Below are 15,868 nucleotides of genomic sequence, written 5' to 3'. Positions count from 1 at the left end.
TCAAGGAGTCGCCGATGCCCGTCCGCAATCGTCTCGCTGAGATGCACCCCGAGATCACCGCCTGGCGGCATGATCTGCACGAAAACCCCGAATTGATGTACGACCTGCCGCGCACCTCGGGCATCGTCGCCGACAAACTCAAGGGCTTTGGCTGCGATGAGGTGGTCAGTGGCATCGGCATTTCCGGCGTGGTCGGGGTGATCCGGGGCAATCGCACCGACTCGGGCAAAGTGATCGGCTTTCGTGCCGACATGGACGCGCTGCCGATCAACGAGGCCACGGGGCTGGCGTTCGCCAGCAAGACACCCGGCAAGATGCACGCCTGCGGGCATGACGGGCACACCTCGATCCTGCTGGGCGCGGCGAAATACCTTGCCGAGACGCGCAATTTCAACGGCACCGTGGTGCTGGCCTTTCAGCCCGCCGAAGAGGGCGGCGCGGGGGGCAAGGCGATGGTCGATGACGGGCTGATGGACCGCTGGGGCGTGCAGGAGATCTATGGCCTGCACAACATGCCCGGCTTTCCGGTCGGGCAATTCGCCACGCGGACTGGCCCGCTGATGGCCTCGGCGGATGAATTCGAGATCACCGTGACCGGCAAGGGCGGCCATGCCGCGATGCCGCATCAGACCATCGACACCACGCTGGTCGCCAGCCATATCGTCATCGCGCTGCAGAGCATCGTCTCGCGCAACATCGACCCCTTGGGCAGCGTCGTGGTCAGCGTCGGCAGCTTCCGCACCGATTCCGTCGCGTCGAACGTGATCGCGCATGAGGTCACGCTGAAAGGCACCGTGCGTACGCTGGACCCGGCGCTGCGCATTCTGGCGCAGCAACGGATCGAGGCGCTGGTGCCCGCGACGGCGCAGGCTTATGGCGCGGTGGCGGCGGTGGATTACCGGCTGGGCTATCCGGTGACGGTGAACCACCCCGACCAGACCGATTTCGCTGCCGATTGTGCCGAAGAAGTCTCGGGCTCGGTGATCCGCGATATCGCGCCGGTGATGCCGGCCGAGGATTTCGCCTTCATGCTTGAAGCGCGGCCCGGCGCGTATCTGTTCCTCGGCAACGGCGACACGCCGATGTGCCATCACCCCGCCTATCAGTTCGACGACGCGATCATTCCGGTCGGTTGCAGCTGGTTCGTCACCCTCGCTGAACGTCGTATGCCGTTGGAGATCAACTGATGCCCGTCAAGAACCGTTTCGCCGAACTGCTGCCTGAGATCGCCGGTTGGCGTCAGGATCTGCATGCCCATCCCGAACTGCGTTTCGATCTTCCCCGCACAACGGCCAAGGTCGCGGCTCTGCTGCGCGACTTCGGCGTCGATGAGGTGACCGAGGGCGTCGGCCAGTCGGGCATCGTCGCGGTGATCAAGGGGCGGCAGAGCGGATCGGGCAAGGTGCTGGGGTTCCGCGCCGACATGGACGCGCTGCCGATCATCGAGCAAACGGGCCTCGCCCATGCCTCGACCGAGGCGGGCAAGATGCACGCCTGCGGGCATGACGGGCATACGTCGATCCTGCTGGGTGCGGCGAAATATCTGGCCGAGACGCGCAATTTCGACGGCACCGTTGTGCTGGCTTTCCAGCCCGCCGAAGAGGGCGGCGGCGGGGCGCGCGCGATGCTCAAGGACGGCTTGATGGACCGTTGGGGCATTCAGGAGGTTTACGGGCTGCACAACATGCCCGGCCTGCCCGCCGGTCAGTTCGCGATCAAATCGGGGCCGCTGCTGGCGGCGGCGGATTTCTTCGAGATCACCGTCAAGGGCAAGGGCGGCCATGGCGCGCAGCCGCATGTCAGCTACGATCTCGACGCTGGCGGCCTCGGCCATCGTGATGGCGATGCAGCAGGTGGTGGCGCGCAACGTCGACCCGCAGCAACCGGCGGTGGTTTCCGTTACCGGCTTTGCCACCGATACGATGGCGCATAACGTCATCCCGGCCTCGGTCAAGCTGACCGGCACCGTGCGCACCTTCGATGTGCCGACCAAGGAAATGATCCGCGACCGCATGAAGGTGATCGCGGAGTCGACGGCGGCGGCATATGGTGCGACGGTCGAATTCCTGTATGTCGACGGCGTCTTGCCGACGATCAACGCCGAGGACCAGACCGACCACGCGATGGCGGCGGCGCAGCTGGTGGCGGGGGCGGTGAAAACCGACGTCGTGCCCTCGATGGGCGGCGAGGATTTCTCGGAAATGCTGGCCGAGCGTCCGGGGGCATTCATCCTGCTGGGCAACGGGGCCTCGGCCGATCTGCACCACCCGGAGTATGAATTCAACGACGAGGCGATCCCTGCCGGCTGCAGTTGGTTCGCCACGCTGGCCGAACAGCGCATGCCGCTGAACGCCTGAGCGAGGAGAGACAGAATGCCGGTCAAGAACCGTTTTGCCGAATTGCTGCCCGAAATCACCGCGTGGCGGCGCGACTTTCATGAAAACCCGGAGCTGCTGTTCGATGTGAACCGCACCGCCGGGATCGTCGCCGAAAAGCTGCGCGGCTTTGGGTGCGACGAGGTGGTCGAGGGGATCGGGCGCACCGGCGTGGTGGCGGTGATCAAGGGGCGCGCCACGGCATCGGGCAAGGTGATCGGGCTGCGCGCCGACATGGACGCGCTGCCGATCTTTGAGGCGACGGGCGCGCCGCATGCGTCGAAGACGCCGGGCAAGATGCACGCCTGCGGCCATGACGGGCACACCGCCATGCTGCTGGGGGCGGCGCAATATCTGGCCGAGACGCGCAATTTCGACGGCACGGCGGTGATCATTTTCCAACCCGCTGAAGAGGGCGGCGCGGGCGGCAAGGTGATGTGCGACGACGGGCTGATGGATCGTTGGGGCATTCAGGAGGTCTACGGCATGCACAACATGCCCGGCCTGCCGCTGGGCAGCTTCGCGATCCGCGAGGGGGCGTTCTTTGCCGGGACCGATACGTTTACCATCCATGTCGAGGGCAAGGGCGGGCATGCCGCCAAGCCGCATGAGACGGTGGATACCACGGTGGTGGCGGCGCAACTGGTGACGGCGCTGCAGACCGTCGCCAGCCGCAACCATGATCCGGTGAAGAATCTGGTGGTGTCGGTGACGTCGTTCCGCACCGAATCCGAGGCCTTCAACGTGATCCCGCAGCATGTCGAGTTGCGCGGGACAGTGCGCACGATGGATGCCGATACCCGGTTGATGGCCGAGGTTCGCATCAAGGCGCTGGCCGAGGGGATCTGTTCGGGCTTCGGCGCCAAGGCGGATGTGACGTATAACAAGGGCTACCCGGTGATGGTGAACAGCCCCGAGCAGACCGAATTTGCGGCGCGGGTGGCCGAGAAGGTCGCCGGAGCCTGCGCGCCTGCGCCGCTGATCATGGGCGGCGAGGATTTCGCCTTCATGCTCGAGGAGCGGCCGGGCGCGTATATTCTGGTCGGCAATGGTGACACGGCGATGGTGCACCATCCGGCCTATGATTTCGATGATAATGCGATCCCTGCGGGATGTTCGTGGTGGGCGGAAGTCGTCGAGCAGCGGATGCCGGCATAAGGGGTGGCGCGCTTCGGGGGCATCGAGCCCCCTCAGCGCGCGCGGGGGGCGCTGCCCCCCACGGCCTGGCGGCCTCCCCCGGGATATTTTGGGACAGATGAGGGGCGCAGGGTTCACGTCTTGCGCTCTTTGTCGTTGTGCAGGTCGGTGTGAGCCTTTTGGCTGAGCTCCTCGAGCACGGCGGCGCGGCCGAAAGCGCGAGCGGCGGCGGGTTTCTGGCGCAGCCAGTCGGCGGAAACCAGCGCGAGTTGCTGGTTGAGGCGGCGTTGCTGGACCTCGCTCCAGCGGCGATGGGCGAGGCGGGCACCGATCATCGCGGGATCGGCGATGGCCTCGGCCGGGTCGAGCGGGGCCTCGGTCTGGCGCACAGTGTCGAGCGCGGCTTTCAGCCGGGCGCGCGACTGGGCGACGGCGGCGAGTTTGGCCAGTTCGGCTGCGCGCGTGAGCGCAGCGAGTTGGGCGAGCCGGGCGAGGGATTGGGCGCGGCGGCGGTCCATCAGCGCGACCCCTGGCGGGCGCGGACCTTGCTGCGCATGGCGTCGGCGAAGCGGATGGCGGCGGCAACGGGGCGGTAGTGATCAGGGCTGATCTCTCGTCCCAGCTCGACGGTGGCGTGCAGCGCGCGGGCGGTGGGCGGGTCGGAATGGATGGGCACGCCGGCCTCTTGCGCGGCCTCGCGGATGCGCGCAGCGATTTCGTCGACGCCTTTGGCGACGCAAACCGGCGCGCCGGTGCTGCCGGGGGTCCAGGCCAGCGCGACGGCGTAATGCGTCGGGTTCACGACGACCACGGCGGCGGTGGGAACGGCGGCGAGCATCTGGTTGGTGGCGATTTCATGCGCGCGCTGGCGGCGCTGTTGTTTGACATGGGGATCGCCTTCCGCCTGCTTGTGATCCTCGCGCAGTTCCTGATGCGACATGCGCTGTTTGCGGGAATGGTCGAAGACCTGCCACAGGTGATCCAGCGCGCCGATGGCCACCATGATCACCACCACAAGCGTCCAGAATTCCGCCATCAGGCTCAGCATCGCCACGGTGGCCTGTCCGGGGCTTTGGCCGATGGTCAGCATCAGTTCGGGCAGGCGGGCGGTCAGAAAGAGCCACAGGAGTGTGGCGTAGATAAGCAGCTTGAGGGCGGATTTGGCGAATTCCATCAGACCCGAAAGGCCGAACTTGTTCTTGGCATTCGACAGCGGCGAGATGCGCGACAGCTTGGGCGAGAGTTTCTCGGGGGCAAAAACGATGCCGCGCAGGGCGAAGAGCACGGCGAGCGCGCACAGGCCGGGGATCAGCATCGCCGGGGCCATCGCCGCGCCGATGCCGGAAAGCAGCGTGCCGCCGAGCGCGCTGCCGCCGCCCAAGAGCACGGGGGCGATGCTGTCGGCGCGGTCCAGCAGGTTCGCGCCGATCGTGCCGATCCGGGGCGGCACCCAGCCGCCCGGCAGCAGGACCAGCGCCAGAAACCCCGCCGCTGCCGCCGCAGCGGTGAGGTCGGTGGTGCGGGGCATATCGCCCTTGCGCCGCGCTTCGTCGAGCTTTCGCGGGGTGGCCTCGTGCGGGCGGTCGGCGCCGTCATCCTCGCTCATGGCGCGATGCTCAGCGGGTCCGTGAGCACTGTCAGGAAGGCGGGGAGCCAGAAGCGCAGCATGACGGGGGCGGCGAGGAGCAGCAGGATCAGGCCGCCCAGTGTGAGGGCGGGTGCGCCGACAAAAGCCACCATCAGCTGCGGCATGGCGCGGTTGATCACGCCGAGGGCGAGGTTGTAGAGGCCGGCACCGATCACGAAGGGGGCGGCCAGCGAGAAGGCCAGCGCGAACGCATGCGAGACCTGCGCCACGCCCCATTGCGCCAGCGCCGAGGGGCTGGGCCACTGACCGGGCGGGAAAAGGTCATAGGACAGGACCAGATACTGCACGAGACGCTCGGGCAGGCCCGCCATTGCCGCCGCGCAGAGCCCGGCCATGACAAGAACCTGCGAAATGGCGGGCTGCGGATCGACGCCCGCGCCGCCGAAGGCCTGCGCCAGCGAGGTGGCCTGCGCCGCCTTGGTGCCTGCCATCTGCAGCACCATGACCATCAGGCGCAGCGCCATGCCCAGGATCAGCCCGATCAGGGATTCCGAGCCGAGAAACAGCGCCACCGAGACCGGATTGGCGCGCGGGACCGGGAGCAGGTCGACGACAGCGGGGGCGATCACCACGGTGGTGGCGAGGGCGGCGATCAGCCGGATACGGGCGGGGACCACGCGTTCACCGAAGGCGGGAACCAGCGCAAAGAGCGGGCCGATACGGGCAAAGACCAGACCGCCCGCCGCCAGATAGGCCTGCACCTGCGTGACCAGCGCCATCAGGGCGCTGAACATCTCGGCGGTCATGCGGCGACCTGACCGACCAGAGCGGGGCGCGCTTCCATGCCGATTTCCTCAAACGCCAGCACCGGGGCGGCGACGTCGCGCGCCGCCATGACCGTTCGCAAAAAGCGGCGGCGGCGGGCGGGCGAGACGAGGGCGGCGTTGGTGCCGATCTCGGCCAGATTCGAGAAGGTCTCGGCCAGTGCATTGGCGAGGCGGCCAAAATCGGCCGGGGGCAGGGCGATGTCCAGGCTGCCACGCTCGCCGTCGATCTGGTAGCGGGTGAAGACCTCTTCCCAGGCCGGGTCCAGCTGCACCAGCGGCAGCGTGCCGTCGGCGCGCTTGAGCCCGGCAACCAGCTGAAAGCCCATGCGCTGGCGGACATGTTCGCAGACGGCCTCGGGGCCCAGATGCTGGACGCGCAGTTCGGCGATGCTTTCCAGAATCATCGGCAGGTTGCGGATCGAGACCCGCTCGTCCAGCAGAAGACGCAGCACGGCGAGCAGGGTGTCGATAGGCACCTTGTCGGGGATCAGCTCGTCGATCAGGCGGCGGTTCGAGTCGGCGCGGGCACGGTCGGTGAGGTTGGTCATCTCGTCGAGCATGCGGCGCAGGCCGCGCAGGGTCAGCAGGCGGGCAAAGTTGGTTTTCAGCACTTCGAGCAGGTGCGTCGCCAGCACTTCGGCCGGGCCAACGACGGTGAGGCCGCTCAGCGCCGCGGTCTCTTCATCCTCGGCACTGATCCAGCGGGCGGGAGCGGCATAGACGGGCTCCTTGACGTCGATCCCGTCCGGGGCGCGCGCGCCGCCGCCATCGGGCAACAGGGCAAGGCGGCGGTCGGGGCGCAACCGGTCGCGGCCCTGTTCGACGCCTTGAATGAGGATGGCATATTCGCCCGGCGCAAGGCCGTGGTCATCGGTCAGCCGGATCTCAGGTAACAGCAGGCCGAAATTGCGCGCGACATGGTTGCGCATGTTCATGATGCGCGCGTCGAGGCCGGTGGCCGGGTCCAGCACCATCGGCACCAGATCGGGGGCAAAGGTGACGTGGATCTCATCGAGGTCCAGCACATCGCCCAGCGACGTGCCCTGGTCTTCGCGCGCAGGGGGGCTTCGGCTGCCGTCTTTCTGGCGGCTGCGGCGTGGCGGGCAGCCCAGGCCGACACGCCGAGCAGGGCGGCCCCGCTGACGAAGGGGACAAAGGGCAGGCCGGGGATCAGCGCCAGAAGACCCATCAGAAAGGCGACGGTGAGCAGGGCCGAAGGGTAGCGGCCCAGTTGGGTCACCAGCGCGCTGTCGGTCGCGCCGCTGGCCCCGCCGCGGGCGAGCAGCAACGCGGCGGCGATGGAGATGATGACGGCGGGGATCTGGCTGACAAGACCGTCGCCGACGGTGAGGATCGCATAGGTTTCAAAGGCTTCCCCAAGGGGCATGCCGTGCATCAGCGTGCCCATCATCAGCCCGACGGCGATGTTGAGCAGAGTGATCAACAGCCCGGCGACGGCGTCTCCCTTGACGAATTTCGAGGCGCCGTCGAGCGAGCCGAAGAAGGTAGTCTCGGCCTGTTCCTGCTCGCGCCGCGCCTTGGCCTCGGCATGGGTGATGGCCCCGGCGGACATGTCGCTGTCGATGGCCAGCTGTTTGCCCGGCATCCCGTCGAGCGCGAAGCGTGCGCCGACTTCGGCCATGCGCCCCGCGCCTTTGGTGATGACGATGAAATTGACGATCAACAGCACGCAGAACACCACGACGCCGAGAAACACGCTGCCGCCCATGATGAAGCTGGAGAACCCCTGAATCACGCTGCCTGCCGCCTGGGGCCCGGTGTGACCCTCGCCGATAATCAGCCGGGTCGACGAGACGTTGAGCGAGAGCCGCAACATGAGGGACGCGAGCAGGACGGTGGGGAAGATCGAGAAATCCAGCGGGCGTTCGATGAACAGGGTGATGGTGAACATCAGGATCGCCAGCGCAAAGGACGCGGCGAGACCGATATCGAGCATCCACGCAGGCATCGGCAGGATCATCATCACGATCACCGCCATCAGGGCGAGGGCCAGCAGGACAGTGGGCTGGAAGAAGTTCTTGAGCGAAAGGTTCATGGAGCGGCCTCGAACAGCGGGCGGACGTTGGGCAGGGCCAAGGGCACCAGCGAGGCGCCTTGGGTCAGGGCACCCGCCAACAGGGGGAAGGTGTTCACACGGACCGCGGGCGGGTCGGGGATGGTCGGGGCGCTGACGCTCAAGCCCGCGCGCAGGGTGCTGAAGCGGGCGCGGTAGCGGTTGGCGAACTGCGGGTTGCGCGAGTGATAGGCGCCTGCCGCGCCTTCCCACGAGCCGAACTCGTCATGGAGCGTTGCCAGGAACCGGGCGGCATAGCGGGCGGCGGTCAGGGGATCGAGCAGGTCGTCAGGGCGGGTGAAATGCTCACCATGCCAGTACCAGTTGATCTGAAAGCAGCCCAGATCGAACAGCCGCTGGCCGCGCGCCAGCAAGCGGTGGGCGAAATCCACCGCCTCTTGCCGTGTGTCAAACCAGTAGCCGCGCCCCTCGGCATTGGCGGTCCAGGGCCAGGGTCGCATCCGCCCGTCAGCCTGCCGCCCTGATTCCGTCAACGCGATGGCGAGCAGCACATCGACGGGCACGTTTGCCTCTCTCGCCGCCGTGACGGCGGCGGATTCTGCATAATTCCGGCACCGCGCGGGCGGGCAGGGGTGCGGCATAGAGACACATGAGGGCAAGCAGCAGCTGAGGCGTTTTCATCGCAGGTTCCGGGTTCTCCCGTGAGCACCCTAGACCGCGTGTGGTTGATGAAAGATTGACGCCTGCCACGACCCCCCGGCAGCGGAACATGGCCCGCTCTTTGGCCTCTCACCGCGAATTTCCTTGAGTCAGGGGCGGTTTTAGGGCAAATCAGGCAAGCGACGTTATCTCTATCGACCTGTCTAGGCCCCGCAACGGGCACCCTGCGCTCGATCCCGATTTGACTGAGCCGGGCTGTCACATTCTGTGGGCAGCGCTAAACAGGAGTATCACGATGGCCACTGGCACCGTGAAATGGTTCAACGCCACCAAGGGTTTTGGTTTCATCCAGCCCGAAGGCGGTCAGAAAGACATCTTCGTGCACATCACCGCGCTGGAGCGTGCTGGTCTGCGTGGCCTGGACGACGGTCAGAAAGTGACCTTCGATCTGGAAACCAGCCGTGACGGCCGCCAGTCGGCGACCAACCTCGCGCTGGCCTAAGTCGGTTTCGCACCTTTGCGGTGCGGTTGGGCGGCCCCGAAACGGGCCGCCCGTTTAATTTTCAAGGGGGCCTCACGGCCCTGTGATCGCGTCGGTTTTGCTTGACTTCCTGTCTGTGATTTCAATGTTAAGGCCGCGGGTTGGAGTGAGCCCGTCCCACCCCAACGGCGCCCTGCAAGGCTGCCCTCGGACAAAGGAACCTGCATGTCCCTTGCCCTGATCGCGGCGCTGCCTTTTCTTGGCGCTCTTCTTCCCGGTCTGATGATCCGCGCGGGTCGCAACACCTGCGCCAGCGTCACCTTTTCCGTCACCGCCCTGGCGCTGATCGGCCTGCTGCTGAACGCCCCTGCGGTGATGCGCGGCGAGGTGATCACCCAAGGCTGGGACTGGTTGCCGGTCATCGGTCTGAACGTGACCTTCATGCTCGACGGGCTGGGTCTGTTGTTCGCGTCGATGATCCTGGGCATCGGTCTGCTGATCATCGTCTATGCGCGGTTCTACCTGTCCAAAGACGACCCGATGGGCAATTTCTTCACCTATCTGCTGCTCTTTCAGGGCGCGATGGTGGGGATCGTTCTATCCGATAACATCCTGCTTTTGCTGATCTTCTGGGAGCTGACCTCGCTTTCGTCTTTCCTGCTGATCGGCTTTTGGAAGCATCTGCCCGAAGGTCGCCAAGGCGCCCGGATGGCGCTGGCCGTGACCGGCCTCGGCGGGCTGGCGATGATTGGCGGGATGCTGATTCTGGGTCAGATCGCGGGCAGCTACAACATCCACGAAATCCTGCAGCAGGGCGACGCGATCCGGTCGTCGGAATACTACCTGCCCGCGCTGATCCTGATCCTGCTGGGCGCGTTCACCAAATCGGCGCAATTCCCGTTTCACTTCTGGCTGCCGCATGCCATGGCCGCGCCGACGCCGGTGTCGGCCTATCTGCATTCGGCCACGATGGTGAAAGCCGGGCTGTTCCTGATGGCGCGGCTCTGGCCGGTGCTGTCGGGCACGCCCGAGTGGTTCTGGCTGGTCGCCGGGGCAGGGCTGATCACCATGGTGCTGGGCGCGGTGATTGCGCTCTTCAAGGATGACCTCAAGGCGCTGCTGGCGTTCTCGACGGTCTCGCATCTGGGCCTGATCACGCTGCTTCTGGGGCTGGGCACCGAGTATGCGGCGACGGCGGCGGTGTTCCACATCATCAACCACGCGACCTTCAAGGCCGCGCTGTTCATGACTGCCGGGATCGTCGATCACGAGGCGCATACCCGCAACATCCGCCTGCTGGGCGGGTTGCGCAAACTGATGCCGGTGACGTTTACCATCGGCACGATTGCGGCGCTGTCGATGGCCGGGATTCCATTCTTCAACGGCTTTCTGTCCAAGGAAATGATGCTGGAGGCCGCGCATGACACCGGCACCTGGTTTGCGGTGATTGCCACGATCGGCGCGATCTTCTCGGTCGCCTATTCGCTGCGTTTCATCTTCCACACCTTCCTTGGCCCGGTGCGCAACGACTACCCGCACCACCCGCATGATCCGGGCTTCGGCATGTGGGTATCCCCGGCGATTCTGGCGGTGCTGGTGCTGGTGATCGGCATTTTCCCCGCGCAGACCGTCGGCAGCTTTGTTGATGTCGTCGCCAGTGCGGTGACCGGCGAGACGGTGCACGAGCATCTGGCGCTGTGGCATGGCGTGACGCCGGCGCTGATCATGTCGGGCATCGCGGTTGCCGTGGGCATCGTGCTGCTGGCCTTCCAGCGTGGCCTCGCACCCTTCTGGGACAACGCCCCGCGGCCCGAGGCCAAGTCGATCTTTGACGCCATCGTCGAGGCTGCCGCGCGCGGCACGGATGAGCTGACGCTGGCGCTGCATGACGGGGCGATCTCGCGCTATCTGGGGATCTTTACCGTGGTCGTCGTCGCCTATGGCGCCTGGGCGTTCTGGGGCGGGTCGTTCACGCCGGGGACGCGGGCGATGCTGCCGGTGGGTCCGGTCGAGCTGATCTTCTTCGTGCTGATCATGGTCGCGTCTATCGGTGTGGTCGCGGTCCACCGGATGCGCTTTGTGTCGCTGATCGTGATTTCGATCTGCGGGCTGGTGGTGTCGATGACCTTTGTGCGCTTCTCGGCCCCCGATCTGGCCCTGACGCAGCTTACGGTCGAGGTGGTGACGGTCATCCTGCTGCTGTTGGCGCTGAACTATCTGCCCAAGGAAACCCCGCGCGAGATCGTCACCCGCGCGCCGGATCCGTGACGGCGTTATCGCGCTGGTTGCGGGCGGCGGTGTGGGCGCGCTGGCGTTCGCCATCCTGACCCGCGACATGAGCCTGCCGACGATTGCCGACTACCATGTCGCCAACTCGTATATCGGCGGCGGCGGCAATAACGTGGTCAACGTGATCCTCGTCGACTTCCGGGGCTTTGATACCATGGGCGAGATCACCGTGCTCGGGATCGGCGCGCTGGTGATCTATGCGCTGGTCGAGGTGATCCTTGTCGGCCCCGCTTCGCGCCGGTTGATGAACTGGGTGCCCGATATGGCACAGGCGCGGGACCGCCACCCGCTGATGATGGTGGTGGCGACCCGCGTCGCGCTGCCGATTTCGCTGGTGGTGGGGATCTATATCTTCCTGCGCGGCCATAACGAGCCGGGCGGCGGGTTCATCGCCGGTCTGGTCGTCGCCATCGCCTTGCTGATGCAGTACATGGCGTCCGGTTTCGCCTGGACGCAGGAGCGTCAGAAGGTTGCCTATCACGGCGTGATCGCCACCGGCGTGCTGATCGCTGTGGTGACCGGGCTGGTCAGCATGGTGCTGGGCTGGAATTTCCTGACCTCGAGCAGCGTCTACGTCGAGATCTGGCCGCTGGACAAGATCCACCTTGCCAGTGCTGCGGCCTTCGATCTGGGCGTGTTCCTGACGGTCGTGGGCGCCGTGATGCTGGCGCTGGCCAGCCTCAGCCGGATCGGTGTGCGGGCCGGCGAGGGGGTGAACCTGACCCCCATGGACATTGACCCGCGCGCCAATCTGGTCGCCAAGATTGAAGAGGCCCGCTGACATGGAAGCACTGGTTGCCATTGCTATCGGCTCGATGACGGCGGCGGGCATCTATCTGATGCTGCGGCTGCGGACCTTTCCGGTCGTTCTTGGGCTGTCGATGCTCACCTATGCGGTGAACGTCTTCATCTTCACCTCGGGCCGCCTGGTGGCCGGAGCCCCGGCGATCCTGGGCGCGGCCGAGGTGATGACCGACCCGCTGCCGCAGGCGCTGGTGCTGACGGCCATCGTGATCTCGTTCGGGATGACCGCTCTGGTGGTGATCCTGGCGCTGGGGTCGTATCTGAACGCCGGAACCGATGCGATCGACATCGAGAAACCCGGCGAACAGCCAGAGACCGGGAACTAAGGGGCCGACATGGAACACTGGATTATCGCCCCCATTCTGCTGCCCACCTTCATCGGTGCGCTGATCATTCTCACGATGCGCCACGATGTCGTGCTGCAACGCGTGGCGGGACTCACCTCGTCTGTGCTGATGGTCGCCATGACGCTGGCGCTGCTGGTCGCGGCGCAAAGCGGGGCTGTGGAAAGCTACGAGTTGGGCTCATGGCCCGCGCCCTTTGGGATCGTGCTGGTGCTGGACCGGTTGAGCGCGCTGATGGTCACGCTGACCGCCGTGCTGGGGCTGGTGGTGCTGGCCTATGCGACGGGCACCGGCTGGGATCAGCGCGGCAAGAACTTCCATGCGCTGTATCAGTTCCAGCTGATGGGCCTGTTCGGCGCAATGCTGACCGGTGACATCTTCAACCTGTTCGTGTTCTTCGAGATCCTGCTGATCGCCTCGTACGGTCTGATGACCCATGGCGGCGGGCGGATGCGGCTGCGCGGCGGCGTTCAGTATGTGATGTACAACCTCGCCGGATCGACGCTGTTCCTGTTCGCGCTGGGGACGCTCTATGCCGTCTTCGGCTCGCTCAACATGGCCGATCTGGCTGAGCGCGCCACGCAGTTACCTGACGGCGACGCGGCACTGGTGCGGGTGACGGCGGCGCTGCTGCTCTTGGTCTTCGTGCTCAAGGGCGCGCTGCTGCCGATGCATTTCTGGCTGCCCAACACCTATGCGCTGGCGCCTGCGCCGGTGGCTGCGTTGTTTGCCGTGATGACCAAGGTCGGCGCCTATTCGGTGATCCGCGTGTTCACGCTGATCTTCCCGACGACACTGGCCTCGATGGGCGGGCTGGTCAGCGACGTGATTGCGCCTGCGGCGATGGTCACGCTGGCGATCGGCATGATCGGCGTGCTGGGTGGCGGGACGTTGGCACGGGTGGCATCGTTCTCGGCCATTGGTTCGATGGGCACGCTGTTTCTGGCGGTGGGCGCGTTTACCGAAGCCTCGACGGGCGCGGCGCTCTACTACCTCATTCACTCGACCCTCGCCGGGGCTGCGCTGTTTCTGGTCGTCGATCAGGTCCGCGCCCGGCGCGGGAATTCGGCGCTGCGTCTGCAGGCCCCGATTGTCGGGGGCGGGTTGATTTCGGCCCTGTTCTTCATGGCCGCGATTGCCTCGGCGGGTATGCCGCCGCTGTCGGGTTTTCTGGGCAAGCTGATGGTGCTGCAAGCCATTCGGGCCGAGGATTGGTGGGTCTGGGGCTGGGCGTTTGTGCTGGTCACCTCGCTGATCGCGGTGGTGGGTTTTTCCCGTGCTGGCTCGCAGCTGTTCTGGAAGCCCTACGACAATGTCGCCCCGGCATCCGACGGCTTCGAGGTTGCGCCGGGCAGCACCTCAGGCTGGGGCCTTGCCGCACTGGGCGCGTTGCTGGCGCTGGTTGTCGCCCTGACCGTCGCGGCGGGGCCGGTGTCGCGCTACACGACGGCGACGGCGGCGCAGCTCTATAACGCGTCCGAGTATATCTATGCCGTGCTGGGCACGCCCGAGGAGCGCATCGCGCGCGCCGAGCAGGAAGAAGAGCTTGCCGACGCGCTGCACGGTGCAGACCACGGTGCCCCGGCGCAAAGCCACGCACCGCAAGAAGAGGGACACTGACATGCTGTCGCGTTTGCTGCCCCATCCGGTTTTGTCGGTGGTTCTGGCGATTTGCTGGCTCTTGCTGGTCAATACCGTCGCGATCAACTCGATTGTTTTCGCCGTGCTGCTGGGGCTTCTCGTGCCGATGCTGATCCGGCCCTATTGGCCTGATATGCCCCGGCTCAGCCGGCCACTGGTTGTCATCGAATACGGCCTGATCGTGCTCTATGACATCGTCAAGGCCAACGCCGAGGTCGCGCTGATCGTGCTGTTCAAGCCCAGCAAGTCGCTGCAACCGGCGTGGATCTGTGTGCCGCTCGACATCACCTCGCCCGAAGCGATCACCGTGCTGGGGGTGACGATCACGCTGACGCCGGGCACGGTATCGTGCGATCTGGCCGCTGATGGTCACGCCATTCTGGTGCATTGCCTGCACGCGCCCGATCCGGCGGCTGTGCGGGATGACATCAAGGCCCGCTATGAACGCCGTCTGAAGGAGATCTTCGAATGATCGGTTATGCCCTGACCATCGCCATCGGTGCCTTCTCACTGGGGTTGCTGCTGAACCTGTGGCGCGTGGCCACCGGTCCCAACATCAGCGACCGGATTCTGGCGCTGGATACCATGGTGATCAACGCCATCGCCCTGCTGATCCTGCTCGGGATCGCGCTGGGATCGTCGATCTTCTTTGAAGTGTCGATGCTCTTTGCCCTGGTCGGCTTTATCTCGACCGTCAGCTACTGCCGCTTTCTTCTGCGCGGCGATATCATCGAGTAAGGGAGCAAGCGCATGGACTATGACCTTCCCCTGTGGGCCGATATCGCTGTCTCGGCTTTCCTGCTGATCGCGGCCTTCTTTGGGCTTGTCGGCTCGTATGGCCTGATCCGGCTGCCAGATGCCATGACCCGGCTGCACGCGCCGACCAAGGCCACGACGCTGGGCGTCGGCGGCGTGCTGATCGGTTCGATGATCTTTGTATTTGCCACCGAAGGGCGGTTTTCGGCGCATGAGCTGCTGATTTCGCTGTTCTTGTTCCTGACCTCGCCGATTACCGCGCTGTTCATCGCCAAGGTTCATATCCACCTGAACGAGCGGCCGGATACGCTGCCCGAGCCGCGCGACGGGGCGGGGTGGGCCAGCTTCACGGCGGATGGCCCGGCGCGCGGTGTGCGCGATCTTTCGCCGCTGCCGGACACCGAGCCCGACCAAAACACCTGACTAACCGAACCCCGGCGTTTGCGTATCCTTTCGATTGCGCTATGAAAACGTCGGGTGCGTGCCGTTTCGGCGCGGGGACGTGGGGACTGTTCCGGGTGTTAACCACGGACGTAATCGACGCCTTGACCGAAACCGTGGTGACGCGGCTTCTGGTCGAGCAGGCAGCGGCGCGAGTCGTTGTTGTGGATCTGGCGCACCAACTGGTCGCCGGATCGCCGACGATTCCGGCGCTGACGCTGGCGCTGCCCTTCACCCTTGCGGCGAATGCGATTGAAGAGATGCTCGGCGCGGGCCCCCCGGCTTTGGCAGCCGCGCAGGACGCATGGCGCGTCGCCGCGCTGATCGGAACCGATGCACTGGCCTTGCGGATGGCCGGTGATGGCCGCGACACCTTGACCGACCTGATTGCGCTGTGGAGCGCCGGCGATGAGGTGTTTGGTTCCTCCGCGTGACCGCAGGCCGTGCCACTGAAAAAGGGCGGGCCTCGACAGACCCGCCCCATCATGGC

13 protein-coding genes and 3 pseudogenes are annotated in these 15,868 nt (G+C 65.7%); 11 read left to right on the top strand and 5 right to left on the bottom strand.

The annotated features are described in order from the left end of the window. The first annotated feature begins 14 nt into the window (after nucleotides 1–14). The 3 genes and pseudogenes from OKW52_RS14540 (at nucleotide 15) to OKW52_RS14530 (ending at nucleotide 3,533) form a co-directional block, all read left to right on the top strand. Nucleotides 15–1,187 (top strand): M20 aminoacylase family protein, encoded by a 1,173-nt coding sequence (locus OKW52_RS14540; protein ID WP_264506353.1) that lies wholly within the window; start codon nucleotides 15–17, stop codon nucleotides 1,185–1,187. After that, a pseudogene (locus OKW52_RS14535) lies at nucleotides 1,187–2,357 on the top strand (M20 aminoacylase family protein). The gene OKW52_RS14540 and the pseudogene OKW52_RS14535 overlap by 1 nt, the downstream one beginning before the upstream one ends. A 15-nt stretch (nucleotides 2,358–2,372) precedes the next feature. After that, nucleotides 2,373–3,533 carry a M20 aminoacylase family protein gene (locus tag OKW52_RS14530; RefSeq protein WP_264506352.1) on the top strand — a complete coding sequence of 387 codons (1,161 nt, stop codon included), beginning with the start codon at nucleotides 2,373–2,375 and terminating at the stop codon, nucleotides 3,531–3,533. 113 nt (nucleotides 3,534–3,646) lie between these two features. Here the strand turns inward: OKW52_RS14530 and OKW52_RS14525 are convergent, their stop codons facing one another. The 5 genes and pseudogenes from OKW52_RS14525 to OKW52_RS14505 all read right to left on the bottom strand — a co-directional run bounded on the left by OKW52_RS14525 (nucleotide 3,647) and on the right by OKW52_RS14505 (nucleotide 8,525). Continuing rightward, the gene (locus tag OKW52_RS14525; protein ID WP_264506351.1) at nucleotides 3,647–4,030 is read right to left on the bottom strand and encodes a hypothetical protein; all 384 of its coding nucleotides are present in this window, start codon (nucleotides 4,028–4,030) and stop codon (nucleotides 3,647–3,649) included. Next, nucleotides 4,030–5,118, bottom strand: a complete 1,089-nt coding sequence (locus OKW52_RS14520) for an EscU/YscU/HrcU family type III secretion system export apparatus switch protein (protein WP_264506350.1) — start codon at nucleotides 5,116–5,118, stop codon at nucleotides 4,030–4,032. Before OKW52_RS14520 ends, OKW52_RS14525 begins: the two co-directional genes overlap by 1 nt. After that, nucleotides 5,115–5,906, bottom strand: coding sequence for a flagellar biosynthetic protein FliR (locus OKW52_RS14515; protein WP_264506349.1), 792 nt, complete (start codon nucleotides 5,904–5,906; stop codon nucleotides 5,115–5,117). Before OKW52_RS14515 ends, OKW52_RS14520 begins: the two co-directional genes overlap by 4 nt. After that, nucleotides 5,903–7,983: pseudogene (gene flhA, locus OKW52_RS14510) on the bottom strand (flagellar biosynthesis protein FlhA). The gene OKW52_RS14515 and the pseudogene flhA overlap by 4 nt, the downstream one beginning before the upstream one ends. Further along, nucleotides 7,980–8,525, bottom strand: coding sequence for a transglycosylase SLT domain-containing protein (locus OKW52_RS14505; RefSeq protein WP_264506348.1), 546 nt, complete (start codon nucleotides 8,523–8,525; stop codon nucleotides 7,980–7,982). The pseudogene flhA and the gene OKW52_RS14505 overlap by 4 nt, the downstream one beginning before the upstream one ends. A gap of 392 nt (nucleotides 8,526–8,917) precedes the next feature. Here OKW52_RS14505 and OKW52_RS14500 point away from each other — a divergent pair, with 392 nt between their 5' ends. The 8 genes and pseudogenes from OKW52_RS14500 (at nucleotide 8,918) to OKW52_RS14465 (ending at nucleotide 15,812) form a co-directional block, all read left to right on the top strand. Beyond that, entirely contained in the window at nucleotides 8,918–9,124 is a 207-nt protein-coding gene (locus tag OKW52_RS14500; RefSeq protein ID WP_127108711.1) for a cold-shock protein, read from the top strand. Between the two features lie 204 nt (nucleotides 9,125–9,328). Beyond that, nucleotides 9,329–12,173 (top strand): annotated as a pseudogene (locus OKW52_RS14495) (monovalent cation/H+ antiporter subunit A). Nucleotide 12,174: 1 nt separating this feature from the next. Further along, nucleotides 12,175–12,522 carry a Na+/H+ antiporter subunit C gene (locus OKW52_RS14490; RefSeq protein ID WP_127108707.1) on the top strand — a complete coding sequence of 116 codons (348 nt, stop codon included), beginning with the start codon at nucleotides 12,175–12,177 and terminating at the stop codon, nucleotides 12,520–12,522. A gap of 9 nt (nucleotides 12,523–12,531) precedes the next feature. After that, nucleotides 12,532–14,160 (top strand): monovalent cation/H+ antiporter subunit D, encoded by a 1,629-nt coding sequence (locus tag OKW52_RS14485; RefSeq protein WP_264506347.1) that lies wholly within the window; start codon nucleotides 12,532–12,534, stop codon nucleotides 14,158–14,160. A gap of 1 nt (nucleotide 14,161) precedes the next feature. Further along, on the top strand, nucleotides 14,162–14,653 hold the full coding sequence (locus tag OKW52_RS14480) for a Na+/H+ antiporter subunit E (protein WP_264506346.1): 492 nt from the start codon (nucleotides 14,162–14,164) through the stop codon (nucleotides 14,651–14,653). Continuing rightward, nucleotides 14,650–14,919 carry a K+/H+ antiporter subunit F gene (locus OKW52_RS14475; protein WP_127108701.1) on the top strand — a complete coding sequence of 90 codons (270 nt, stop codon included), beginning with the start codon at nucleotides 14,650–14,652 and terminating at the stop codon, nucleotides 14,917–14,919. Before OKW52_RS14480 ends, OKW52_RS14475 begins: the two co-directional genes overlap by 4 nt. Nucleotides 14,920–14,931: 12 nt before the next feature. After that, on the top strand, nucleotides 14,932–15,360 hold the full coding sequence (locus tag OKW52_RS14470; RefSeq protein WP_264506345.1) for a Na+/H+ antiporter subunit G: 429 nt from the start codon (nucleotides 14,932–14,934) through the stop codon (nucleotides 15,358–15,360). 95 nt (nucleotides 15,361–15,455) lie between these two features. Next, complete coding sequence (locus OKW52_RS14465; RefSeq protein WP_264506344.1) at nucleotides 15,456–15,812, top strand: hypothetical protein; 357 nt, start codon at nucleotides 15,456–15,458, stop codon at nucleotides 15,810–15,812. The last annotated feature ends 56 nt before the right edge of the window (nucleotides 15,813–15,868 follow it).

This window comes from Pararhodobacter zhoushanensis (assembly GCF_025949695.1).
Taxonomy (GTDB): domain Bacteria; phylum Pseudomonadota; class Alphaproteobacteria; order Rhodobacterales; family Rhodobacteraceae; genus Pararhodobacter; species Pararhodobacter zhoushanensis_A.
This window is presented reverse-complemented; position numbering and strand designations above follow the sequence as displayed.